General features: G+C 56.6%; 20 protein-coding genes. 7 read left to right on the forward strand and 13 right to left on the reverse strand.

What is annotated here, in order from left to right; genetic code table 11:
• Window positions 1–98: 98 nt before the first annotated feature.
• On the reverse strand, window positions 99–695 hold the full coding sequence (locus SK51_RS04685; protein ID WP_022649805.1) for a DUF1454 family protein: 597 nt from the start codon (window positions 693–695) through the stop codon (window positions 99–101).
• 112 nt (window positions 696–807) lie between these two features.
• Here SK51_RS04685 and SK51_RS04690 point away from each other — a divergent pair, with 112 nt between their 5' ends.
• The gene (locus SK51_RS04690; RefSeq protein WP_022649804.1) at window positions 808–1,227 is read left to right on the forward strand and encodes a DUF805 domain-containing protein; all 420 of its coding nucleotides are present in this window, start codon (window positions 808–810) and stop codon (window positions 1,225–1,227) included.
• Here the strand turns inward: SK51_RS04690 and fpr are convergent, their stop codons facing one another.
• The 4 genes from fpr to SK51_RS04710 form a co-directional block, all read right to left on the reverse strand.
• Window positions 1,228–1,974, reverse strand: coding sequence for a ferredoxin--NADP(+) reductase (gene fpr / locus SK51_RS04695; RefSeq protein ID WP_022649803.1), 747 nt, complete (start codon window positions 1,972–1,974; stop codon window positions 1,228–1,230).
• A gap of 96 nt (window positions 1,975–2,070) precedes the next feature.
• The gene (gene glpX / locus SK51_RS04700) at window positions 2,071–3,081 is read right to left on the reverse strand and encodes a class II fructose-bisphosphatase (protein WP_023307187.1); all 1,011 of its coding nucleotides are present in this window, start codon (window positions 3,079–3,081) and stop codon (window positions 2,071–2,073) included.
• 170 nt (window positions 3,082–3,251) lie between these two features.
• Window positions 3,252–4,760: a glycerol kinase GlpK gene (gene glpK / locus SK51_RS04705; protein WP_022649801.1), complete on the reverse strand. Its 1,509-nt coding sequence runs from the start codon at window positions 4,758–4,760 to the stop codon at window positions 3,252–3,254.
• 21 nt (window positions 4,761–4,781) lie between these two features.
• A complete protein-coding gene (locus SK51_RS04710) occupies window positions 4,782–5,627 on the reverse strand; it encodes an MIP/aquaporin family protein (RefSeq protein WP_022649800.1) in 846 nt (281 codons plus the stop codon).
• Between the two features lie 400 nt (window positions 5,628–6,027).
• On the opposite strand from SK51_RS04710, the gene zapB reads away from it, so the two are divergent.
• Window positions 6,028–6,267 (forward strand): septal ring assembly protein ZapB, encoded by a 240-nt coding sequence (gene zapB / locus SK51_RS04715; protein WP_022649799.1) that lies wholly within the window; start codon window positions 6,028–6,030, stop codon window positions 6,265–6,267.
• 394 nt (window positions 6,268–6,661) lie between these two features.
• Here the strand turns inward: zapB and rraA are convergent, their stop codons facing one another.
• The 7 genes from rraA to priA form a co-directional block, all read right to left on the reverse strand.
• Window positions 6,662–7,147 (reverse strand): ribonuclease E activity regulator RraA, encoded by a 486-nt coding sequence (rraA, locus tag SK51_RS04720; RefSeq protein ID WP_022649798.1) that lies wholly within the window; start codon window positions 7,145–7,147, stop codon window positions 6,662–6,664.
• Window positions 7,148–7,239: 92 nt separating this feature from the next.
• Window positions 7,240–8,166 carry a 1,4-dihydroxy-2-naphthoate polyprenyltransferase gene (menA, locus tag SK51_RS04725; RefSeq protein ID WP_088581795.1) on the reverse strand — a complete coding sequence of 309 codons (927 nt, stop codon included), beginning with the start codon at window positions 8,164–8,166 and terminating at the stop codon, window positions 7,240–7,242.
• 62 nt (window positions 8,167–8,228) lie between these two features.
• Window positions 8,229–9,563, reverse strand: coding sequence for an HslU--HslV peptidase ATPase subunit (hslU, locus tag SK51_RS04730; RefSeq protein ID WP_022649796.1), 1,335 nt, complete (start codon window positions 9,561–9,563; stop codon window positions 8,229–8,231).
• A 9-nt stretch (window positions 9,564–9,572) separates the two neighbouring features.
• Complete coding sequence (gene hslV / locus SK51_RS04735; protein WP_022649795.1) at window positions 9,573–10,103, reverse strand: ATP-dependent protease subunit HslV; 531 nt, start codon at window positions 10,101–10,103, stop codon at window positions 9,573–9,575.
• Window positions 10,104–10,197: 94 nt separating this feature from the next.
• Window positions 10,198–11,166, reverse strand: coding sequence for a cell division protein FtsN (gene ftsN / locus SK51_RS04740; RefSeq protein ID WP_032671958.1), 969 nt, complete (start codon window positions 11,164–11,166; stop codon window positions 10,198–10,200).
• A 92-nt stretch (window positions 11,167–11,258) separates the two neighbouring features.
• Window positions 11,259–12,284, reverse strand: a complete 1,026-nt coding sequence (gene cytR / locus SK51_RS04745) for a DNA-binding transcriptional regulator CytR (RefSeq protein WP_022649794.1) — start codon at window positions 12,282–12,284, stop codon at window positions 11,259–11,261.
• 119 nt (window positions 12,285–12,403) lie between these two features.
• A complete protein-coding gene (priA, locus tag SK51_RS04750) occupies window positions 12,404–14,599 on the reverse strand; it encodes a primosomal protein N' (protein ID WP_032676782.1) in 2,196 nt (731 codons plus the stop codon).
• A gap of 200 nt (window positions 14,600–14,799) precedes the next feature.
• Here priA and rpmE point away from each other — a divergent pair, with 200 nt between their 5' ends.
• Window positions 14,800–15,012 carry a 50S ribosomal protein L31 gene (rpmE, locus tag SK51_RS04755; RefSeq protein WP_003862040.1) on the forward strand — a complete coding sequence of 71 codons (213 nt, stop codon included), beginning with the start codon at window positions 14,800–14,802 and terminating at the stop codon, window positions 15,010–15,012.
• A 48-nt stretch (window positions 15,013–15,060) separates the two neighbouring features.
• Here rpmE and metJ read toward each other — a convergent pair whose 3' ends face one another.
• Window positions 15,061–15,378 carry a met regulon transcriptional regulator MetJ gene (gene metJ, locus SK51_RS04760; protein WP_006179183.1) on the reverse strand — a complete coding sequence of 106 codons (318 nt, stop codon included), beginning with the start codon at window positions 15,376–15,378 and terminating at the stop codon, window positions 15,061–15,063.
• Window positions 15,379–15,653: 275 nt separating this feature from the next.
• Here metJ and metB point away from each other — a divergent pair, with 275 nt between their 5' ends.
• The 4 genes from metB to katG all read left to right on the forward strand — a co-directional run bounded on the left by metB (window position 15,654) and on the right by katG (window position 22,735).
• The gene (metB, locus tag SK51_RS04765) at window positions 15,654–16,814 is read left to right on the forward strand and encodes a cystathionine gamma-synthase (protein ID WP_023307184.1); all 1,161 of its coding nucleotides are present in this window, start codon (window positions 15,654–15,656) and stop codon (window positions 16,812–16,814) included.
• Between the two features lie 2 nt (window positions 16,815–16,816).
• Window positions 16,817–19,249, forward strand: coding sequence for a bifunctional aspartate kinase/homoserine dehydrogenase II (locus SK51_RS04770; protein ID WP_023298896.1), 2,433 nt, complete (start codon window positions 16,817–16,819; stop codon window positions 19,247–19,249).
• A 270-nt stretch (window positions 19,250–19,519) separates the two neighbouring features.
• The gene (metF, locus tag SK51_RS04775) at window positions 19,520–20,410 is read left to right on the forward strand and encodes a methylenetetrahydrofolate reductase (RefSeq protein WP_023307183.1); all 891 of its coding nucleotides are present in this window, start codon (window positions 19,520–19,522) and stop codon (window positions 20,408–20,410) included.
• A gap of 144 nt (window positions 20,411–20,554) precedes the next feature.
• Window positions 20,555–22,735 carry a catalase/peroxidase HPI gene (katG, locus tag SK51_RS04780; protein ID WP_023298895.1) on the forward strand — a complete coding sequence of 727 codons (2,181 nt, stop codon included), beginning with the start codon at window positions 20,555–20,557 and terminating at the stop codon, window positions 22,733–22,735.
• The last annotated feature ends 69 nt before the right edge of the window (window positions 22,736–22,804 follow it).

Below are 22,804 nucleotides of genomic sequence, written 5' to 3' on the forward strand. Positions count from 1 at the left end.
GCTCAATAAGCGAATTAAGGAATATGGCCACCCTTAAGGGCAGCATGGTCTGTGAATCAGTATAGAGATTTTCCCTCGAAAGGCTTTGCTTTTTGTCATTAATTCGCCCCCTCGAGTGCGTCTGATAGGGCCAGCTTAATCGGTTCAACCGCGAAGGTCAGCCCCTTTTCGCCGTTATCTGCGACGACATAGCGAACGGCACCTTCCGTATCGGCGTAATAGCGTTTGTTTTTCCCGGCGGTAAGCAGTTTTTGCAGCTTTTGCTGGCTTTGCGCTTTCGTGAAGGTGGGGGTAAAGGCGCGCAGAATAGCGCTCATATACTCCAGCGCTTTCGCTTTCGCCGCTTTCTGCTCTGGGCCCTGAATCGGCAGCCAGGTGATCTGCATGCTTTTGATTTTTAACGTTCCGCGCTCAAGGGCAGTGGAAGCATATAGATTCTCGTTAATTTTGCTGGCAGCGCGGGTCAGGGTTGGCGTATCGCGGGCACCGTCAATCGCACGGAACTCTCCCAGCGCAAGCGAGGGGTTTTCTTTATTGAAGGCTTCGCGGAACTGGCTGATAGATTGATCGAAAGAGGGGGCGCCCGCCAGAAGGTAGGGGGCGGTGACCGGGGAAGCCGGTTCCGCGGCGTGCAGAGAAAAACTGGCGCTCAGCATCGCTAAACACAAATAAAGAGAGTGTGCCGAACTTTTCATCAACATTGCCCCTGGCCGTTATTGCCCATGATTAAAACGATATCTGGTCGGCTTGTCAAAAGGTCACAACTCCAGGGTAAAATGCGGGCTAAACAATAATAAGGAACCTTACATGACCATACAGCAGTGGTTGTTTTCATTCAAAGGGCGTATTGGACGCCGTGACTTCTGGATCTGGATGGCAGCGTGGGTTGTCGCCATGCTGCTTCTGTTTTTTGTTGCCTATAACGCCTGGCTGAGCACGCAAACTGCGGCTTTTGCGCTGGTCTGTTTACTGTGGCCAACCGCCGCCGTGGTGGTGAAACGTCTGCACGATCGCGGTCGCTCCGGCGCTTGGGCTTTTCTGATTATTCTGGCGTGGATGCTGGTGGCGGGGAACTGGTCAATGCTGCCCTCCATCCTCCCGTGGGTGGTGGGCAGACTGCTGCCGACGGTTATCTTTGTGATGATGGTTGTCGAACTGGGCGCGTTTATCGGCACCCAGAGCGAGAACAAATATGGAAAAGATACCCTTGAGGTGAAGTACCGCTGATCACCAGTAGTGTTCGGCGGTCATATGGCCCGGTCGGCGGCGAAGGTGTTTCGTCATCTGCCGGGTATCCTTCAGCAGTTGCTGCGTATCGCGCACCATCTGCGGGTTACCGCACAGCATCACGTGGCTGGTTTCGGTATTCATCGGTAAACCCACCGCCTCTTCCAGCGCGCCGCTTTCAATCAACGCCGGAACGCGGCCGGTTAACGAGCCAGCTGCGGTTTCGCGGCTGACCACCGTCTGAATTTTTAACTTCCCGCCATATCGCTGTTCCAGCGCCTGCATCTGCGGCAAATAGCTCAGGTCTGCGGCGTAGCGCGCGGCGTGAACCAGCACGATATTCTTAAAGCGCTCCAGATCTTTGCCGTACTCCAGGATAGAGAGATACGGGCCGATGGCCGTGCCGGTCGCCAGCATCCAGAGCGTGTCACAGTCGGGGATTTCATCCAGCACGAAGAACCCCGCCGCGTCGGAGACAATCTGCACCTCATCGCCCGGTTTCAGCGCGGCGAGGCGCGGGCTGAGCTTACCGTCCGGGACGGTGACCAGATAGAACTCGAGATCCGGGTTATCAGGCGCGTTAACGTAAGAGTAGGCGCGCTGTACGCGTTCACCGTCGATATCCAGCCCGAGCTTGGCAAACTGCCCGGCGGTAAACGGATGAACGGGAGCGTGCAGCGTGAGGCTAAATAGCGCATCGGTCCAGAACTGTACCTTTGTGACTTTACCTGTTACCCAGTCCGCCATGATCTTCTCCTGTGCTGTTTCTCTCTTCTATCTTCCGTACTTGTGGGAAACATTTCCAGCCCATTCGGGCCGGAAAGCTCTATCGATCAAACGGTTTTACAGAATGTGCGTCTGTACGTCCGGGTCTTTGCGGTCGAGATAATGAATGGACTGAATGCGGCGAATGGTGCGGGATTTGCCGCGGATCAGCAGGGTTTCAGTGGTGGCCATGTTTCCCTTGCGGGTGATGCCATCCAGCAGATCGCCTTTGGTGATGCCGGTTGCGGAGAAGACCACGTTATCGCTGCGAGCCATCTCGTTCAGCGCGAGCACTTTATTGGCCTCGATGCCCATCGCCGCACAGCGCGCCAGTTCGTCTTCACCAATGCGAAGGTTCTCGTCGCTGTCGCCTTTGACCTCATGGCGTGGCAGCAGACGCGCCTGCATATCGCCGTCCAGCGCGCGGATCACTGCCGCAGAGACCACACCTTCCGGCGCGCCGCCGATGCCGTAAAGCACGTCGACCTCGCTGTCCGGCATGCAGGTCAGAATAGAGGCGGCAACGTCGCCATCAGGAATGGCAAATACGCGCACGCCGAGTGCTTGCAGATAAGCGATGGTGGCGTCGTGGCGCGGTTTCGCCAGGATGGTCACGGTGAGTTCGTTGAGCGGTTTACCCAGCGCCGCTGCGATATTGCGCAGGTTGGCATCCAGCGGCAGGCTAAGGTCGATAGCGCCTTTAGCACCAGGACCGACAATCAGCTTTTCCATGTACATATCTGGCGCGTTGAGGAAGCAGCCCTTATCGCCCACCGCCAGCACCGCCAGCGCGTTGGCCTGGCCCATCGCCGTCATGCGCGTGCCTTCGATCGGGTCGACCGCGATATCCACCGCATCGCCTTTGCCCGTCCCGACTTTTTCACCGATGTAGAGCATCGGGGCTTCGTCGATTTCGCCTTCGCCAATGACGATAGTGCCATCGATATTGACCTGATTAAGCACAATGCGCATGGCGTGGACGGCTGCGCCGTCTGCGGTATTTTTGTCGCCACGGCCCAGCCACTTGTAGCCTGCGAGGGCGGCAGCTTCGGTGACGCGGGAAAACTCGATAGCAAGTTCACGTTTCATGAGGTACTCGTACAATCAAAAGGAATTGCACGAAGTTTATCACAGAGTGGGGAGGGGGAGGGGTGGTGCAGTCTGAGCCCCTCACCCCGGCCCTCTCCCCAAAGGGGAGAGGGTGTTTTAAGTCCCCTCGCCCCTTTGGGGAGAGGGTTAGGGTGAGGGGTGAGTCTGTCTTACTCGTCGTGCTCTTCCCATGCCAGGGCACGTTTCACCGCTTTCTTCCAGCCGCTGTAGCGGTAGTTGCGCTCGGTGGTTTCGATGCCTGGACGGAATTCGCGTTCGATCACCGCTTTTTCCTGAAGCTCGTCAAGGTTTTGCCAGAAGCCAACCGCCAGACCTGCCAGATACGCCGCGCCCAGCGCCGTTACTTCTCGCACCTCAGGACGTTCAACGCGGGTACCCAGAATGTCGGACTGGAACTGCATCAGGAAGTTGTTGGCTACCGCACCGCCGTCCACGCGCAGGGCGTGCAGACGAATGCCGGAGTCCGCCTGCATCGCTTCCAGCACGTCGCGCGTCTGGTAGGCGATGGATTCCAGGGTCGCACGAATAATGTGGTTAGAGTTCACACCGCGCGTCAGGCCGAAAATCGCGCCGCGGGCGTACGGATCCCAGTACGGTGCGCCCAGACCGGTAAACGCTGGCACCACGTATACGCCGTTGGTGTCTTTCACTTTGGTCGCGAAGTATTCGGAGTCAAACGCATCGCTGATCAGCTTCATCTCGTCGCGCAGCCACTGAATGGAGGCACCCGCCATGAATACCGCCCCTTCCAGGGCATAGTTCACTTCACCGCGTGGGCCGCAGGCGATGGTGGTCAGCAGACCGTTTTCTGATTTCACCGCTTTCTCGCCGGTGTTCATGAGCATAAAGCAGCCGGTGCCGTAAGTGTTCTTCGCCATCCCTTCCTTGACGCACAGCTGGCCGAACAGCGCCGCCTGCTGGTCACCGGCAATACCGGCGATAGGAATACGGGTGCCGCCTTTACCGCCGATGTTGGTCTGGCCGTATACTTCTGAAGATTTGCGCACGTCTGGCAGCATCGCACGCGGAATGTCCAGCGCGTCCAGCATCTTGTCATCCCACTCCAGAGTGTTGATGTTGAACAGCATGGTGCGCGAGGCGTTGGTGTAGTCGGTGACGTGAACGCGTCCCTGAGTCATCTTCCAGATAAGCCAGGTATCGACGGTGCCAAACAGCAGCTCGCCGCGTCGTGCACGCTCGCGTGAACCTTCCACGTGATCGAGGATCCACTTCACTTTGGTGCCGGAGAAATAGGGGTCAATGACCAGACCGGTTGTACTGCGCACGTACTCTTCCATTCCGTCGCGCTTCAGTTTTTCGCAGATCTCTGAGGTGCGGCGGCACTGCCAGACAATGGCGTTGTAGATGGGCTTACCGGTTTCGCGCTCCCAGACAACGGTGGTTTCACGCTGGTTGGTGATACCGATAGCGGCAATCTCGTCAGAACTGATGTCGGCTTTCGCCAGCACTTCCACCAGCGTGGAGCTTTGTGACGCCCAGATCTCCATCGGGTCGTGTTCAACCCAGCCTGGACGCGGATAGATTTGCTCAAATTCGCGTTGAGACACGCTGACAATGTTCGCGTCATGATCCATTACGACAGCGCGGGAGCTGGTAGTGCCCTGGTCGAGCGCAACGATATATTTTTTTTCGGTCATGGTATGTGTCCCGTAGTCAGATTACAGCGAAGCTTTTTGTTGTGTGGTGGAAGTCGACTCTTTTTCCTCTTCCACACAGGTGTCGCACGGTAAGTGGCGACCAATTAATTTGCGATAGCCGAATGCGCCCAGCGCCGCCCCTACGATTGGCCCGAACAGCGGAACCAGGAAGTAAGGAATGTCTTTGCCGCCGGTAAAGGCGACATCGCCCCATCCTGCAAAGAAGGCGAAGGTTTTTGGACCCAGGTCACGCGCCGGATTCATCGCAAAGCCGGTCAGCGGACCCATTGATGCGCCAATTACCGCAATCAGAAGGCCAATCAAAAGTGGTGCCAGCGGGCCGCGCGGAATGCCGTTTCCGTCGTCGCCCAGCGCCATAATGACGCCCATCAGAATAGCGGTAATCACCATTTCAACTGCGAACGCCTGCACAAAATTAATATGCGGATTCGGATACGTTGAGAAAATGCCTGCCAGATCCAGACTTTCGACACTGCCACGCACCATATGATGCGTCTGTTCGAAGTCGGTGAAAAGATTGTAATAAAGCCCGTAAACTAACGCCGCTGCGCAAAAGGCGCCGGCAAATTGTGAAATGATGAAAGGGACAACTTTGCGTCCGTCAAAGCACGCGAATAGCCACAACGCGATGGTCACCGCCGGGTTAAGATGTGCGCCGGAAACCCCTGCGGTCAGGTAGATGGCCATCGCCACGCCCAAACCCCAGATAATACTGATTTCCCACTGACCAAAACTGGCACCTGCCACTTTCAGTGCAGCGACACAGCCTACTCCGAAGAATATCAACAACCCGGTACCCAGGAACTCGGCAATGCACTGGCCTTTTAAGGTTGATGTCTGACTCATAATCGGAATCCTGCAAAAGAGTAATGTTTATTGTTTGCGTGACCGCCCGTGACAGCCACGATGCCCTGTAGACATAGTGTTAATTTATCGTTAACGAGCACAAACGAGAAATATCGAAATCAAAATGTGTGGTCTGTGTCAATAAAATGAGCGTTTTCGCGCCATAAAGCGCGTTTTTGCATCAACGGTATAATGTGAGCTGAATCATTTCATTAACTAAAGAGTTAACAATTTAGGGGTATATACCGCGAACGCACCAGGACCAGACCTAAAAGTGTTGCAAACCGCGATCTGCGCGGTGTGTCGCTGGACACAGAGCGCCGCGCTCCATACAATCGACGGTATATGTCGTGCGCGTTTACGTTAAAGCGTCGCCTTGCAATTCAGGAGAGGTAGCATCATGTCTTTAGAAGTGTTTGAGAAACTGGAATCGAAAGTACAGCAGGCGATCGACACCATCACCCTGCTGCAGATGGAAATTGAAGAGCTGAAAGAGAAAAACAACTCCCTGTCCCAGGAAGTTCAGAATGCTCAGCACAGCCGTGAAGAACTGGAGCGCGAAAACAACCAGCTGCGCGAACAGCAGAACGGCTGGCAGGATCGCCTGCAGGCACTGCTGGGACGTATGGAAGAAGTCTGATTTCCTTTGGGAATGAATTGAGTAGGCCGGGTAAGGCGAAGCCGCCACCCGGCTTTTTTATGGTTATTGCTCACGGATTTCAACCATAAAAAAGGCCGCCAGAGGCGGCCTTAACGCTACTTGTCCTGCGCTGTCATAGCATAAGCAACAAACCCACTCGGTTCATCACTCTTTACCACGAGTACGCTGGCGACAATGAACGCGATACATAAATAGCGTTTCATTATGCGGTCCCTGCTGCTTACCGCTCCACCGTTCACCACCGGTGATAAGTCGGTGGACACAAGCCCGGTTAAAGGTTGCAATATCACCCAACGGACCGCGAATCCCGAGGGACAAAAAAACCGCCACATTGCTGTTGGCGGTTTTTTTATGCATCTCGCTTACCGATTAACTACTCAATATCCAGCGCATCCTCAGAAAGGATAATGCCGGTATTGTCAGCATAAAGGTGGTCGCCCGAGAAGAAGGTCACGCCGCCGAAATTGACGCGCACGTCGCTTTCGCCGATGCCGTCGCCCGCTGCGCCTACCGGTATGGCCGCGATGGCCTGAATCCCGATATCCATGTCTTCGAGATCGTCCACCTGACGCACGGAACCGTACACCACAATGCCTTCCCACTCGTTCTGGACGGCAATTCCCGCCAGTTCAGCATCAATCAATGCACGGCGCACGGAACCGCCGCCGTCGACCACCAGAACGCGGCCACGGCCGTTCTCTTCGAGCAGATCGTACAGCAACCCGTTGTCCTCGAAACATTTCACCGTGATGATTTGTCCGCCAAACGACGACCGTCCACCAAAGTTGGAGAACAGGGGTTCAACGACGTTGACATCTTCCTGGTAGATGTCACAAAGCTCGGAGGTATCGTATTTCATTGGTTTAACGCTCTGTTGCTGCGAATGTGTTCAGTATATCGTGCGAAATGCCTTGTTGGCAAAATCATCAATTGTTAATTGATATTTGTCAGCTAACTCAGCGTCTGGCTTAAGACAATCCCGATGACGAACAGCAGGTTAGTCAGCAATGCGCCTTTTACCGTGCGCTCCAGCATCGGCGGCATGGCAGCCGGGCTGAGTTCACGCATGACATAGCGGGCCTGCTTAACCAGCAGCGGTGCGGCGAGCACAAACAGCCAGCCCCACAGGCTGTGCAGAGAGATCAGATTGAACAGTGCCAGGCAGACCAGCGCGCCGATGAGCAGGCAGGCGTGATAGCGGCGGGCATTCACCGGGCCCAGACGCACGGCCAGCGTGTTCTTACCGTTCTCACGGTCGCTGTCGATGTCGCGCAGGTTATTGATATTCAGCACCGCCGTCGCCAGCAGACCGCAGGCGGTCGCGGGCAGGAACAGGGCGGGGATCACCGTATGCGCCTGCAAGTACCAGCTTCCCATGACGCTCAGCCAGCCGAAGAACACCAGTACGGAGATGTCGCCCAGACCAATATACCCGTAAGGACGCGTCCCGACGGTATAGGTAATTGCTGCAATAATGGCGAGCAAGCCCAGCACCAGGAAGCCAATGAAATCGCTGGTGGTTTTCGAGGCGACCGTCACCAGCGCCAGGCCGGACAGGCAAATCAACACCACGGTGATAATCAGCGCCCGCTTCATCTGTGCCTGGGTAATTACCCCTTTTTGCATCCCGCGCAGCGGCCCGATACGATCAGGTTTATCGCTGCCTTTTACCGCATCGCCGTAATCATTGGCGAGATTAGAGAGGATTTGCAGTAGCCCGGCGGTGACAAGCGCCAGACCAGCCACCAGGGGATCGAAATGCCCCTGCCACCAGGCAAGTGCGGTACCGACGATAATGGCGGCAAAAGCCAAAGGAAGCGTTTTTGGACGCAGACTTTCGAGCCACGCCTGCGTACGGCTGATATCAGTCATAGTTATTTAGCCAATAAAAATGGGGGCCATAGCCCCCATCAACAGTGATGAAAATGCATTGAACGCGATTATAGAATAAAACGGCTCAGATCTTCATCTGCCACTAACGCATCCAGGTGTTTGCCCACATACTCTGCGTCAATGGTAATGGTTTGACCGTTAAGGTCGCTCGCATCGTAAGAGATATCTTCCACCAGGCGTTCCAGCACGGTGTGCAGACGACGCGCACCGATGTTTTCGGTGGTTTCGTTGACCTGCCATGCGGCCTGAGCGATGCGTTTTATCCCATCGTCGGTGAACTCGATATTCACGCCTTCGGTCGCCATCAACGCTTTGTACTGTACGGTCACAGAAGCGTTTGGCTCAGTCAGGATACGTTCGAAATCTTCAGTGGTCAGCGCCTGCAGCTCAACGCGGATTGGCAGACGACCCTGCAGTTCCGGAATGAGATCGGATGGGCTGGCAACCTGAAACGCACCTGACGCGATAAACAGAATGTGGTCAGTTTTCACCATGCCGTGCTTGGTAGAGACGGTGCAACCTTCCACCAGCGGCAGCAGGTCGCGCTGAACGCCTTCGCGGGAAACATCCGGGCCGGAGCTGTTGCCGCCGCGCTTACAGATTTTGTCGATTTCGTCGATAAACACGATACCGTGCTGCTCAACCGCGTCGATAGCGTCCTGTTTCAGCTCTTCCGGGTTAACCAGCTTCGCGGCTTCTTCTTCAATCAGCAGCTTCATCGCGTCTTTGATTTTCAGCTTACGTGCTTTCTGTTTCTGCCCGCCCAGGTTCTGGAACATGGACTGCAACTGGCTGGTCATCTCTTCCATGCCCGGAGGGGCCATGATTTCCACGCCCATTGGCGCGGCAGCGAGATCGATCTCAATCTCTTTGTCGTCCAGCTCGCCTTCGCGCAGTTTTTTGCGGAATGCCTGACGCGCAGCAGAAGGTTCAGGCTGCTGTTCAGCCTGTCCCCAGTTATTTTTTGCCGGTGGGATCAGCACGTCGAGAATACGCTCTTCGGCCATCTCTTCGGCGCGATAGCGGTTTTTCTCAATCGCCTGGACACGCACCATCTTAATCGCTGAATCGGTCAGGTCGCGGATGATGGAGTCCACTTCTTTACCCACATAGCCCACTTCGGTGAACTTGGTGGCTTCAACTTTGATGAACGGCGCGTTAGCCAGTTTGGCCAGACGACGAGCGATTTCGGTTTTACCCACCCCGGTCGGGCCGATCATCAGAATATTTTTTGGTGTCACTTCGTGGCGGAGCTCTTCGTCGAGCTGCATGCGACGCCAGCGGTTACGTAGTGCGATAGCCACGGAGCGCTTGGCGTTGTCCTGGCCGATAATGTGTTTGTTCAGTTCGCTGACAATTTCGCGTGGGGTCATTTCAGACATGGGCGATCCTTACGCTTTGGAGGTCAATTCTTCGATGGTGTGATTGTGGTTGGTATAGATGCAGATATCACCTGCAATATCCAACGCTTTCACCGCGATATCGCGCGCGTTCATGTCGGTATTTTCCAACAGCGCACGGGCTGCGGCCTGGGCGTACGGGCCGCCAGAGCCGATGGCAATCAGGTCGTTTTCAGGCTGAACCACGTCGCCGTTACCGGTGATGATCAGCGAGGCGTTTTCGTCAGCCACGGCCAGCAGTGCTTCGAGCTTGCGCAGCATGCGGTCGGTACGCCAGTCTTTTGCCAGCTCAACGGCGGCTTTCACCAGATGACCCTGATGCATTTCCAGTTTGCGTTCAAACAGTTCAAACAGCGTGAAGGCATCAGCCGTGCCGCCTGCGAAACCGGCGATCACTTTGTCGTTATAAAGACGACGTACTTTCTTCACGTTGCCTTTCATGACGGTATTACCCAGCGTGGCCTGGCCATCACCGGCAATTACCACCTGGCCGTTACGGCGTACACTTACTATTGTTGTCACGAGCAGACCCCCTGGTTACAGATTCGGGAAACAGAAGCCCTGAGCCTGTGCTCAGGGCTGAATTAAATGATAGATGGGGGGGATTTTGGGGGTTTCAACCCCCGGAGGCGAGTCGAATGCAGTTTGTGTGGCCAGCCACTTTCAAACGGGAAATGGTGCCGTCTGCGTTTTCTTTGCCTTTGACCGGTCCAATCACCACGCGATTCCAGCCGTTATTGGTGGTAATGCGTGAGTCAAATCCTTCAAATGCCAGCTGAGCTCGCACCGTTTCTGCCTGTTCGGCGCCTTTAAACGAACCGCACTGAACCATCCAGCGGCGTTCATCTTTTTTCTCAGCCGTCTGCTTCGGTGCCTCGGTCTCTTTAGTGACCGGCGCAGCCTGCTGCGCTTTTGGCTGTTGCGCAGTGGTATGTGCAGGCGTCTGCAACAGATCCTGATACGGCTGTGCTGTTTGCTTCTGCGGCTGGGCTTTCGGCTGCTGCTGAACAGGCTGCGTTTGTACAGTACGCGTCTGCTGCTGCGGTTGTGTACGCGGCTGTTGTACCGGCTGCGTCTGCGTCCACTGCTGCTGTTGCGTTTGCTGCTGTGCCTGACGCTGGCGCTGCAACGTTTGCTGACGCTGCGCCGGGGTTTGTTCATTCCACGGTACTTCGTTCAACTGCGTAGGCTGCTGGCGCATGTCCGCCTGCATCTGAGCGAGCAACTGGCGCTGTTCGTCCGTCAGCTGATCGGCATTCTTCACTTCACCCCCGGCAGAAGGCTCGGTAGGCGCACGTACGCCAGGCTGGCGGCTTTCCAGTTCTTTAATGTAGCGCCAGCGCTCTTCAGGCTTCGGAGGAAGGCCGTTGCCGACGACCTTGTTACCCTGAAGGGCTTCAGACTCTTCTTTTTTATGATGCGTAATGAAGTAGAGGCCGCCAATAAAGGCCACCAGCACAGCCGCAGCAATGGCGACCATGGCTGGGGAGACAGCAGACAGGCTACGTTGCTTGCTTTTTGAACTACTCTTTTTGCGTCGCGAAGGTGCCGGCTGGCCGCGACGTACATAATCTCGTTGTGCCACTATCGTTTCGCTGTATTTATTCGTTCGTCAGCCCGCCATGTTACTTAAGCGACGGGGCTTTGACCAGATAAGGGTGTCGAAAGGTATTTACTTTAAGTTAATGCCTGGGTAGAGCCGCGCACAATCAGCTCACAATCCAGTAGTCGTGACCCACTGCTAACTGTTTGACCGTGCAACTGATCCAGCAAAAGCAGCATCGCTTCCCGGCCAATGTCATACCGCGGCTGCGAAACAGTCGAAAGCGGCGGATCGCAAAACTCCGAAAGCGAAATATTATCAAAACCGATTATCGACAGGTCCTTTGGCACGCGCAGGCCGTGACGTTTGGCGTAGGATAACGCCCCCAGCGCCATCACGTCGCTGTGGCAGAAGACCGCGGTAGGCGGTTCTGGCAAGGCAAGCAATTTTTCCAGCGCCTGCCCGCCCGCTTCAAAGGTGAAATCACCGCGCGCAATGTAGTGCGGATCGACAACAGCCCCGGTACGGCGAAGCGCCTGAACGTAGCCCTGCAACCGGTAATGACACAGCGGCATCTCTTCTGGTCCGGCAATACAACCGATACGCTTATGCCCCAGCTCCTGAAGATAGTTCACGGCGTTGAACGCGGCGGTGAGGTTATCGATATGAACGGTCGGCAGCTCCAGCTCCGGCGCGAATTCGTTCGCCATGACCATTGGCGGTAAATTGCGCTGTTCTTCAATGCTGGCATCAAACGGTAGGCGTGAGCCAAGCAGCAGCATGCCATCAATCTGCTTGGTGATGATCAGGTCGATGAACGTTTTTTCCTGCTGGTTCTGGTGGGCACAATCACCAATCAGCACCAGATAGCCCTGGGCGGCGGCCGTGACCTCAATGCCGCGGATGATTTCGCTGAAGAAGGGATCGCAGATGTCCGGCACGATCACCAGGATGGTGCGGGATTCGTTGCGTTTAACGTTGCGCCCCATGGCTTGCGGGAAATAACCGACCTCAAGCGCCGCCTTTTCAACCCGGTTTCGGGTCGCCTGGGAGACTTTGTCAGGGTTCATCAATGCGCGGGACACGGTTGCTGTTGAGACTTGTGCTTTCTCGGCAACGTCTTTCATGGTCGCCGAGGCAACCTCTTTCCTGGACTTCAACGTCTTCTCCTCGCCTGAACACCGAACTGCGGACCGCACCATTTTTACAGATAGTTAATGGAATCGGTTACAGAATTTTCATAAAAAGTGTGAGGCGCATTAAATTTTTCGATCCGTCTTCAGCCTTCAATCGGATCGACGTCCAGAACCCACTTCACTTTTCGTGCTTCCGGCAGGGTATTAATCAGCGCCAGCGTGCCGCTGACGATCTGCTGTAAACGGATACGCGAAGGGTGCTGAAGTAAGAGTTGCCAGCGGAAACGGCCGCCGCGTTTCGGGGCGAGCGCGGGTACCGGGCCTAAAATCCACAGCTGATTATCCACCAGTGGGCTGGCCTGCAGGAGATTTCTCAGCTGTTGCAGGAATAGCGGCGCCTGCTGGTTGTTATGATCTTCCGCACGGATGATGACGTGGCTGGTCCACGGAGGAAGCTGCATCGTCTGACGTTCGGCCAGCGCCTGGTCCGCGAAGGCGTCATAGCCTTTGTGCAGCAGCGTTTGCAGCAGCGGGTGCTCAGGATGGTGCGTTTGCAGCACTACTTCGCCCTGCTTACCCGCTCGACCGGCGCGACCAGCAACCTGGGTATAAAGCTGTGCGAAACGCTCGGCGGAGCGAAAATCCGCGGAGAACAGCGCGCCGTCGACGTCCAGCAGGGCGACCAGCGTCACGTCCGGGAAGTGATGCCCTTTCGCCAGCATTTGAGTGCCAATCAGTATGCGCGCGCCGCCGCGATGCACTTCCGCCAGCTGCTGCTCCAGTGCCCCTTTGCGGCTGGTGGTGTCCCTGTCGATACGCGAAATGGGCACATCAGGGAAGAACGGCGCCAGCGCCTGTTCGAGCTGCTCCGTCCCCAGACCCACCGGCACGATGTGCGTTGAGCCGCAGGACGGGCACTGACGGGGTACCGGACGCTGGCTGTCGCAGTGGTGGCAGCGTAAATGGCGCTGAGCCTGGTGGAAGGTGTAGTAGTGATCGCAGCGCGGGCACTCGGCAATCCAGCCGCAGTCGTGGCACAGCAACGCAGGCGCGAAGCCGCGGCGGTTCAGGAACAGGATCACCTGGTTGCCCGCCTGCAAATGTTGGCGCATGCGGTTAGTCAGCGCAGGCGCTAACCCGGCCTGCACCTGCTGGCCTTTCAGATCCAGCACATGCTGAATGGCCGGACGGGCATTTCCCGCGCGGCGCGTCAGGCGCAGCATGTGGTATTTACGCTGGCGAACGTTGTGCAGCGTTTCAAGCGCGGGGGTGGCGGACCCCAGAATAATGGGGATTTGCTCGCTGTGGGCGCGGTACACGGCTAAGTCGCGGGCGTGATAGCGCCAGCCTTCCTGCTGTTTATAGGAGCTGTCATGCTCTTCATCGATCACGATAACGCCGAGATTTTTAAACGGCGTAAAGAGTGAGGAACGGGTGCCAATCACAATCGCCGCTTCGCCGTTTTTCGCTTTCAGCCAGGCGCTGAGGCGCTCGCTGTCGTTCAGGCCGGAGTGCAGAACCTCAACGGGTGCATTAAAGCGTTCACGGAAACGGGCGATGGTTTGCGGCGTCAGGCCGATTTCCGGCACCATTACCAGCGCCTGTTTGCCCTGCGCGAGCACATTTTCCAGTACGCTCAGATACACTTCGGTTTTACCGGAGCCGGTGACGCCCGCCAGCAGCCAGGCGGAGAATCGATCGGCGGCGCTGTGAATCGCGCCCACGGCGGTGGCCTGCTCGGTATTCAGACGCAGGCGATCGCCCGAGACGGAAAAGCCGTCGCGCCAGTCGTGAAGGGCAGGTGCTTCGCTGGCCAGCTCGCTCAGCCCTTTCTTCCTTAATGCCTGCAACGCGGTTTCGCTCACCTCGAGCTCGTCGACCTGATGGCGCCAGATTTTCCCCTGGCGTAGCGCGGCCAACGCCTGCTGTTGTTTTTGCGAGCGCTTCAGGCTGTTAATGTCGACCGCCTGACCCTGCTCGGTGGCAAACCAGTACCACATTGGCGCATGGCTGGCGCGCTTACCCTGACGCAGCATAATCGGTAGGGCGTGGAACAATACGTCGCCAATAGGATGGTGATAATAATCTGCCGCCCACAACAGCAGTCGCCAGGTGCTTTGAGAGTAAACAGGTTCATCGTCCAGCACTTCAACGATCGATTTCAGCTCGGTAAGCGGCAGCTCGCTTTTATCGCTGACGGAGACGACGATCCCCACGCGCTGCTGTTTACCGAACGGCACGGTCACGCGACAGCCCGCTTTGGCGCTCATGCTGTCGGGCAGCAGGTAGTCAAAGGTGCGGGGAAGCGGAACGGGCAGGGCAACGTGAGCGACGGGCATCGAATCTTCCTGACTTGAAAAGTGGCGCGTTAGTATACACATTAGTGAAAGCGGCGTGCGGATCAGTTTGCATACGTTGGTTAAATTCTGTATGATTCGCCGCCTTTGGTGTACTTTACGCCAAAGAACTTACATTCAACATCGCGTGGTGTCTGGCGTTAGGGCTGGAAGAGCGACGCGGCCTTAACTGAGGTTCTCCCATGAAAAAAGATATTCACCCGAAATACGAAATGATTACTGCAAACTGCTCTTGCGGTAACTCTATCCAGATCCGCTCTACCGTGGGTCACGATCTGAACCTGGACGTGTGCGGCAAATGCCACCCGTTCTACACTGGTAAGCAGCGTGATGTTGCAACCGGTGGCCGTGTTGACCGCTTCAACAAGCGTTTCAGCATCCCGGGCGCTAAATAAGTTTCCCGAAAAAAAGGCACCGCAAGGTGCCTTTTTTGTATCCGCTTATCAGTATTCCCACGTATCCGGGTCGATACCCAGTTCACGCATGATCACCTTCGCCTCTTCTGGAATTTCGTCACTGCGCTCTTTGCGCAGATCGTCATCGTTCGGCAACGGTTGGCCGGTAAACGCATGCAGGAACGCTTCGCACAGCAGTTCGCTGTTAGTGGCGTGACGCAGGTTGTTCACCTGACGACGCGTACGTTCATCGGTGAGGATCTTCAACACCTTCAGAGGAATGGACACCGTGATTTTCTTGACTTGCTCACTCTTCTTACCGTGCTCAGCGTATGGGCTGATATATTCGCCGCTCCATTCAGCCATGAGATACCTTTAATCCTCTCAGTCATTAATCTAAAGGTGCAAAACCGGTAACCATCAGTTTTGAACCGTAATCTTGCGTAGTTTACCGTAGAGACGATACCGAGGCACGGATATTGCCGCTGTAGCGTGTCCTAAAGCATATAATTTTAACGGCTATTTGCGCATTGCTCAATCTATACGCAAAGAAGTTTAGATGTCCAGATGTATTGACGTCCATACTTTCAATGTTTACTCTGGTGCCTGACTTTTCACCTCATTCGCCAGGAAGCCTCACCATGACGCGTAAACAGGCCACCATCGCAGTGCGTAGCGGATTGAATGATGACGAGCAGTACGGCTGCGTTGTCCCGCCAATTCATCTCTCCAGCACCTATAATTTCACCGGATTTAATGAACCTCGCGCGCATGACTACTCGCGTCGCGGCAATCCTACGCGTGACGTTACCCAGCGCGCGCTGGCGGAACTGGAAGGCGGCGCAGGGGCGGTATTAACCAATACCGGCATGTCTGCCATTCACCTGGTAACCACGGTGTTCCTGAAACCTGGCGATCTGCTGGTGGCGCCGCACGACTGCTACGGCGGCAGCTATCGTCTGTTTGATAGCCTGGCGAAACGTGGCTGCTACCGCGTGTTGTTTGTCGATCAAAACGACGAACAGGCGCTGAAACAGGCGTTAGCCGAACAGCCGAAGCTGGTTCTGGTGGAAAGTCCAAGCAATCCATTGTTGCGCGTAGTCGATATTGCGAAAATTTGTCAGCTCGCAAGGGATGCGGGAGCGATAAGTGTAGTGGATAATACGTTCCTCAGTCCGGCCCTTCAGAACCCACTGGCACTGGGTGCCGATCTGGTGTTGCATTCATGCACGAAATATCTGAACGGCCATTCTGACGTGGTAGCGGGTGTGGTGATTGCCAAAGATCCTGATGTTGTCACTGAACTGGCATGGTGGGCCAATAACATTGGCGTCACCGCGGGCGCGTTCGACAGCTATTTGCTGCTGCGCGGCATCCGCACGCTGTCACCGCGTATGGACGTCGCGCAGCGTAATGCCCAGACGATCGTGGATTTCCTGAAAACCCAGCCGCTGGTGAAGAAGCTTTATCACCCGTCGCTGCCGGAAAACCAGGGGCACGAGATTGCCGCGCGCCAACAGAAAGGATTTGGCGCGATGTTAAGTTTTGAACTGGACGGTGACGAGCAAACGCTGCGTCGCTTCCTGAGCGGGTTGTCATTGTTTACGCTGGCGGAATCCTTAGGGGGAGTAGAAAGCTTGATCTCCCACGCCGCAACCATGACGCACGCAGGTATGGCACCCGAAGCACGTGCCGCCGCCGGGATTTCCGAGACGCTGCTGCGTATCTCGACCGGTATTGAAGATTCTGAAGATTTAATTGCCGATCTGGAAAATGGCTTCCGGGTCGCAGCCAAGGGGTAATCATGAGTGTGATAGCGCAGGCAGGGGCGAAGGGTCGTCAGCTGCACAAGTTTGGTGGTAGTAGTCTTGCTGATGTGAAATGTTATCTGCGTGTCGCAGGGATCATGACCGAGTATTCACAGCCGGGGGACATGATGGTTGTCTCTGCGGCGGGCAGCACCACCAACCAGCTGATTAGCTGGCTGAAACTGAGCCAGACCGATCGCCTCTCTGCGCATCAGGTGCAACAGTCCTTACGTCGTTACCAGAGTGAACTGATTGCCGGTTTGCTGCCTGCGGACGTGGCGGACGGGCTGATAAGCGCCTTTACTCACGACCTTGAGCGTCTGGCAGCTCTGCTGGACAGCGGCATTACCGATGCGGTGTATGCGGAAGTGGTTGGCCATGGTGAAGTGTGGTCTGCGCGCCTGATGGCCGCCGTGCTGCAACATCTTGGCGTGGAAGCCGCCTGGCTCGACGCGCGTGATTTCCTGCGTGCCGAACGCGCCGCACAGCCGCAGGTAGACGAAGGGTTGTCCTACCCGCTGCTGCAACAGCTGCTGGTGCAACATCCGGGTAAACGTATTGTAGTGACCGGCTTTATCAGTCGCAGCAACGCAGGTGAAACCGTACTGCTGGGCCGTAACGGCTCTGACTACTCGGCAACGCAGATTGGCGCCCTGGCGGGCGTGTCCCGCGTCACCATCTGGAGCGACGTGGCCGGTGTCTACAGCGCGGACCCGCGCAAAGTAAAAGATGCCTGCCTGCTGCCGCTGCTGCGTCTCGACGAAGCGAGCGAGCTGGCGCGTCTGGCGGCACCAGTGCTGCACGCGCGCACGCTACAGCCGGTTTCCGGCAGCGACATCGACCTGCAACTACGCTGTAGCTACACGCCGGATCAGGGTTCCACTCGCATCGAGCGCGTGCTGGCATCCGGTACGGGCGCGCGCATTGTCACCAGCCACGATGACATCTGCCTGATTGAGTTCCAGGTACCTGCGGGCCAGGATTTCAAACTGGCGCACAAAGATATCGACACCATCCTGAAACGTGCCCAGGTGCGTCCGCTGGCCGTTGGCGTGCATAACGATCGCCAGCTGTTGCAGTTCTGCTATACCGCTGAAGTGGTGGACAGCGCCCTGAAGATTCTGGATGAAGCGGGACTGCCGGGCGAGCTTCGCCTGCGTCAGGGACTGGCGCTGGTGGCAATGGTGGGCGCGGGCGTCACCCGTAACCCGCTGCACTGCCACCGCTTCTGGCAGCAGCTGAAAGGGCAGCCGGTGGAGTTCACCTGGCAGTCGGAAGAGGGCATCAGCCTGGTTGCCGTTCTGCGCAAGGGGCCAACCGAAAGCCTGATTCAGGGCCTGCACACCTCCCTGTTCCGTGCGGAAAAACGCATCGGCCTGGTACTGTTCGGGAAAGGGAACATCGGTTCCCGCTGGCTGGAGCTGTTCGCCCGCGAGCAGGTCACGCTTTCGGCGCGTACCGGATTTGAGTTTATTCTGGCAGGCGTGGTGGACAGCCGCCGCAGCCTGTTGAACTACGAAGGGCTGGACGCCAGTCGGGCGCTGGCCTTCTTTAACGATGAAGCGGTTGAGCAGGACGAAGAGTCGCTGTTCCTGTGGATGCGCGCGCACCCGTACGACGATCTGGTGGTGCTGGACGTTACCGCCAGCGAGCAACTGGCCGATCAGTATCTGGATTTTGCCAGCCACGGGTTCCACGTCATCAGCGCCAACAAGCTGGCAGGCGCGAGCAGCACTGATAAATATCGCCAGATCCACGACGCGTTCGAAAAAACGGGTCGTCACTGGCTGTATAACGCCACCGTTGGCGCAGGTCTGCCGGTTAACCATACCGTGCGCGATCTGATTGATAGCGGCGACAGCATTCTGGCGCTGAGCGGGATCTTCTCCGGCACGCTCTCCTGGCTGTTCCTGCAATTTGACGGTACCGTGCCGTTCACCGACCTGGTGGATCAGGCGTGGCAGCAGGGCTTAACCGAGCCGGATCCGCGCGTCGACCTTGCCGGTAAAGACGTGATGCGCAAGCTGGTGATCCTGGCGCGTGAAGCGGGCTACGACATTGAGCCTGGCCAGGTTCGCGTTGAGTCTCTGGTGCCTGCGGGCTGCGAGGAAGGATCTGTCGATCACTTCTTTGAGAACGGCGACGAGCTGAACGAGCAGATGGTGCAACGTCTGGAAGCGGCAAACGAGATGGGCCTGGTGCTGCGTTACGTGGCGCGCTTCGAGGCGAACGGTAAAGCGCGCGTGGGCGTGGAGGCGGTACGTCCTGAACATCCGCTGGCGGCGCTGCTGCCGTGCGATAACGTCTTCGCCATCGAAAGCCGCTGGTACCGCGATAACCCGCTGGTGATCCGTGGCCCGGGTGCGGGGCGCGATGTGACCGCCGGAGCCATTCAGTCCGACATTAATCGCCTGGCTAAGCTACTGTAACCCCTCACCCTAACCCTCTCCCCTTAGGGGAGAGGGGACTGCTCGGTGCGGTCTTTCCCCCCTCGCCCCTTTGGGGAGAGGGCTGGGGTGAGGGGCCTTCTCACCCCCTATCATGAATCCCCTTCATCTTCCCTGAACAAACCTCACCGTTAATGTTGATTATTTCTGTTGACGTCATCCCGCTTTTCCGTCATTTTTACATCTGGACGTCTAAACGTATAGAAGTTCACAACACAACAAACAATGACACGCGAAAGATAGAGGTAAGGTATGAGCTTTTTTCACGCCAACCAGCGGGAAGCCCTGAATCAGAGCCTGGCCGAAGTAAACGGCCAGATTAACGTCTCTTTTGAATTTTTCCCGCCGCGCACCAGTGAAATGGAGCAAACCCTGTGGAGCTCTATCGATCGCCTGAGCAGCCTGAAGCCGAAGTTCGTCTCCGTAACCTACGGCGCCAACTCCGGTGAGCGTGACCGCACGCACAGCATCATTAAGGGCATTAAAGACCGAACCGGTCTGGAAGCGGCACCGCACCTCACCTGTATCGACGCCACCCCTGATGAACTGCGCGCGATTGCTCAGGACTACTGGAACAACGGCATTCGTCATATCGTTGCCCTGCGCGGCGACCTCCCGCCGGGGAGCGGTAAGCCGGACATGTACGCCACCGATCTGGTTGCCCTGCTGAAAGACGTTGCTGACTTTGATATTTCCGTTGCCGCTTACCCGGAAGTTCACCCGGAAGCGAAAAGCGCCCAGGCGGATCTGCTTAACCTGAAGCGTAAGGTGGACGCAGGTGCCAATCGCGCCATTACTCAGTTCTTCTTTGATGTGGAAAGCTATTTACGCTTTCGCGACCGCTGCGTCTCGGCGGGTATTGATGTCGAAATCATCCCTGGCATTCTGCCGGTCTCGAACTTCAAACAGGCGAAGAAATTCGCGGATATGACCAACGTGCGCATTCCGCTGTGGATGTCCAAAATGTACGAAGGTTTGGACGATGACCCGGAAACACGCAAGCTGGTGGGGGCCAATATCGCGATGGATATGGTGAAGATTTTAAGCCGTGAAGGGGTGAAGGATTTCCACTTCTATACGCTTAACCGCGCGGAGATGAGTTACGCCATTTGCCATACGCTGGGTGTCCGCCCGGTGTTATAAAGTAAAAAACCCTCATAAAGTGAGGGATTTTTACTCGAACAGAAAGTTAAAAGGTATTAGCTATCGAATCTGTGGATTAATTCAACTATCTCTTATCGCTAGTGGTGTATATCGTAACGGTAACACTGTAAAGGGAGCATAGCGATGAGCATGTCAGACGAGACCAATAACGCGGCATCCGCCGGCAAATGTCCGTTCCACCAGGGCGGCGTCGATCACAGCGCGGGTGCAGGTACCGGCAGCAAAGAGTGGTGGCCTAAACAACTCCGCATCGATTTACTTAATCAACACTCCAGCCGTTCAAACCCTCTGGGTGAAGACTTCGACTACCGCAAAGAATTCAGTAAGCTCGACTATTCCGCCCTTAAGGGCGATCTCAAAGCACTGTTAACCGACTCACAACCGTGGTGGCCTGCCGACTGGGGCAGCTATGCGGGCCTGTTTATCCGTATGGCCTGGCACGGTGCGGGTACCTATCGCTCCGTTGATGGTCGCGGCGGTGCCGGTCGCGGTCAGCAGCGTTTTGCGCCGCTGAACTCCTGGCCTGACAACGTCAGCCTGGATAAGGCTCGCCGTCTGCTGTGGCCAATTAAGCAAAAATACGGACAAAAAATCTCCTGGGCCGACCTGTTTATCCTCGCGGGTAACGTGGCGCTGGAGAACTCCGGCTTCCGCACCTTTGGTTTCGGTGCCGGGCGTGAAGACGTCTGGGAACCGGATCTGGACGTGAACTGGGGCGATGAAAAAGCCTGGCTGACTCACCGTGACCCGGAAGCGCTGGCGAAGCGCCCGCTGGCCGCCACAGAAATGGGCCTGATTTACGTTAACCCGGAAGGGCCAAACGCCAGTGGTGAACCGCTGTCTGCGGCGGCGGCGATCCGCGCTACCTTTGGCAACATGGGCATGAATGACGAAGAGACCGTTGCGCTTATTGCAGGCGGCCATACGCTCGGTAAAACGCACGGTGCAGGCGAAGCCACGCACGTGGGCACTGACCCTGAAGCGTCGCCTATTGAAGCGCAGGGCCTGGGCTGGGCCAGCACGCACGGCACCGGTATTGGCGCTGACGCCATCACCTCCGGGCTGGAAGTTATCTGGTCTCAAACCCCAACCCAGTGGAGCAACTACTTCTTCGAGAACCTGTTCAAATACGAATGGGTGCAGACGCGTAGCCCGGCGGGCGCAATTCAGTTTGAAGCCGTGGATGCGCCGGAAATTATGCCTGACCCGTTCGACCCGTCGAAAAAACGCAAGCCAACCATGCTGGTCACCGACCTGACGCTGCGTTTTGATCCGGAATTCGAGAAAATTTCCCGTCGTTTCCTGAACGATCCGCAGGCCTTCAACGAAGCCTTTGCGCGCGCGTGGTTCAAGCTGACCCACCGCGATATGGGGCCAAAAGCGCGGTACATCGGCCCGGAAGTACCGAAAGAAGATCTGATTTGGCAGGATCCGCTGCCTCAGCCGGTGTTCCATCCGACGCAGGAAGATATTGAAAGCCTGAAAGCGGAAATCGCGGCCTCGGGTCTCTCCGTGAGCGAGCTGGTTTCCGTGGCCTGGGCGTCGGCATCGACCTTCCGCGGCGGCGACAAGCGTGGCGGCGCTAACGGCGCGCGTCTGGCGCTGGCACCTCAGCGCGACTGGGACGTTAACGCCGCGGCGGTGCGGGCATTACCGGCTCTGGAAGCGATCCAGCGCACCACCAACAAAGCGTCACTGGCCGATATCATTGTGCTGGCGGGTGTCGTGGGCGTTGAGCAGGCGGCGAAAGCGGCAGGCGTTTACGTCAACGTACCGTTCACTCCAGGTCGTGTGGATGCGCGCCAGGATCAGACGGATATCGAGATGTTTAACCTGCTCGAACCGATTGCCGACGGTTTCCGTAACTATCGCGCACAGGTGGATGTGTCCACCACGGAGTCGCTGCTGATCGACAAAGCCCAGCAGTTGACCCTGACCGCGCCGGAACTGACGGTGTTGATCGGCGGTTTGCGCGTACTGGGTGCAAACTTCGATGGCAGCAAGAATGGCGTGTTTACTAACCGCGAGGGCGTGCTGAGCAACGACTTCTTCGTCAATCTGCTGGATATGAACACCCAGTGGAAAGCGACCGACGACTCAAACGAGCTGTTTGCCGGTAGCGATCGCGCCAGCGGGGAAGTGAAATATACCGCCACCCGCGCCGATCTGGTCTTCGGTTCCAACGCTGTCCTCCGCGCGCTGGCTGAAGTTTACGCCAGCAGCGATGCACAAGAGAAGTTCGTCCGCGACTTCGTTGCCGCATGGGCGCGAGTGATGGATTTGGATCGGTTTGACGTGAAGTAACCCTTGTGCCGGGTGGCGGCTACGCCTTACCCGGCCTACAAATTAAAGTGCCATGTAGGCCGGGTAAGC

This window comes from Enterobacter sp. MGH85, assembly GCF_001037655.1.
GTDB classification, from domain to species: domain Bacteria; phylum Pseudomonadota; class Gammaproteobacteria; order Enterobacterales; family Enterobacteriaceae; genus Enterobacter; species Enterobacter intestinihominis.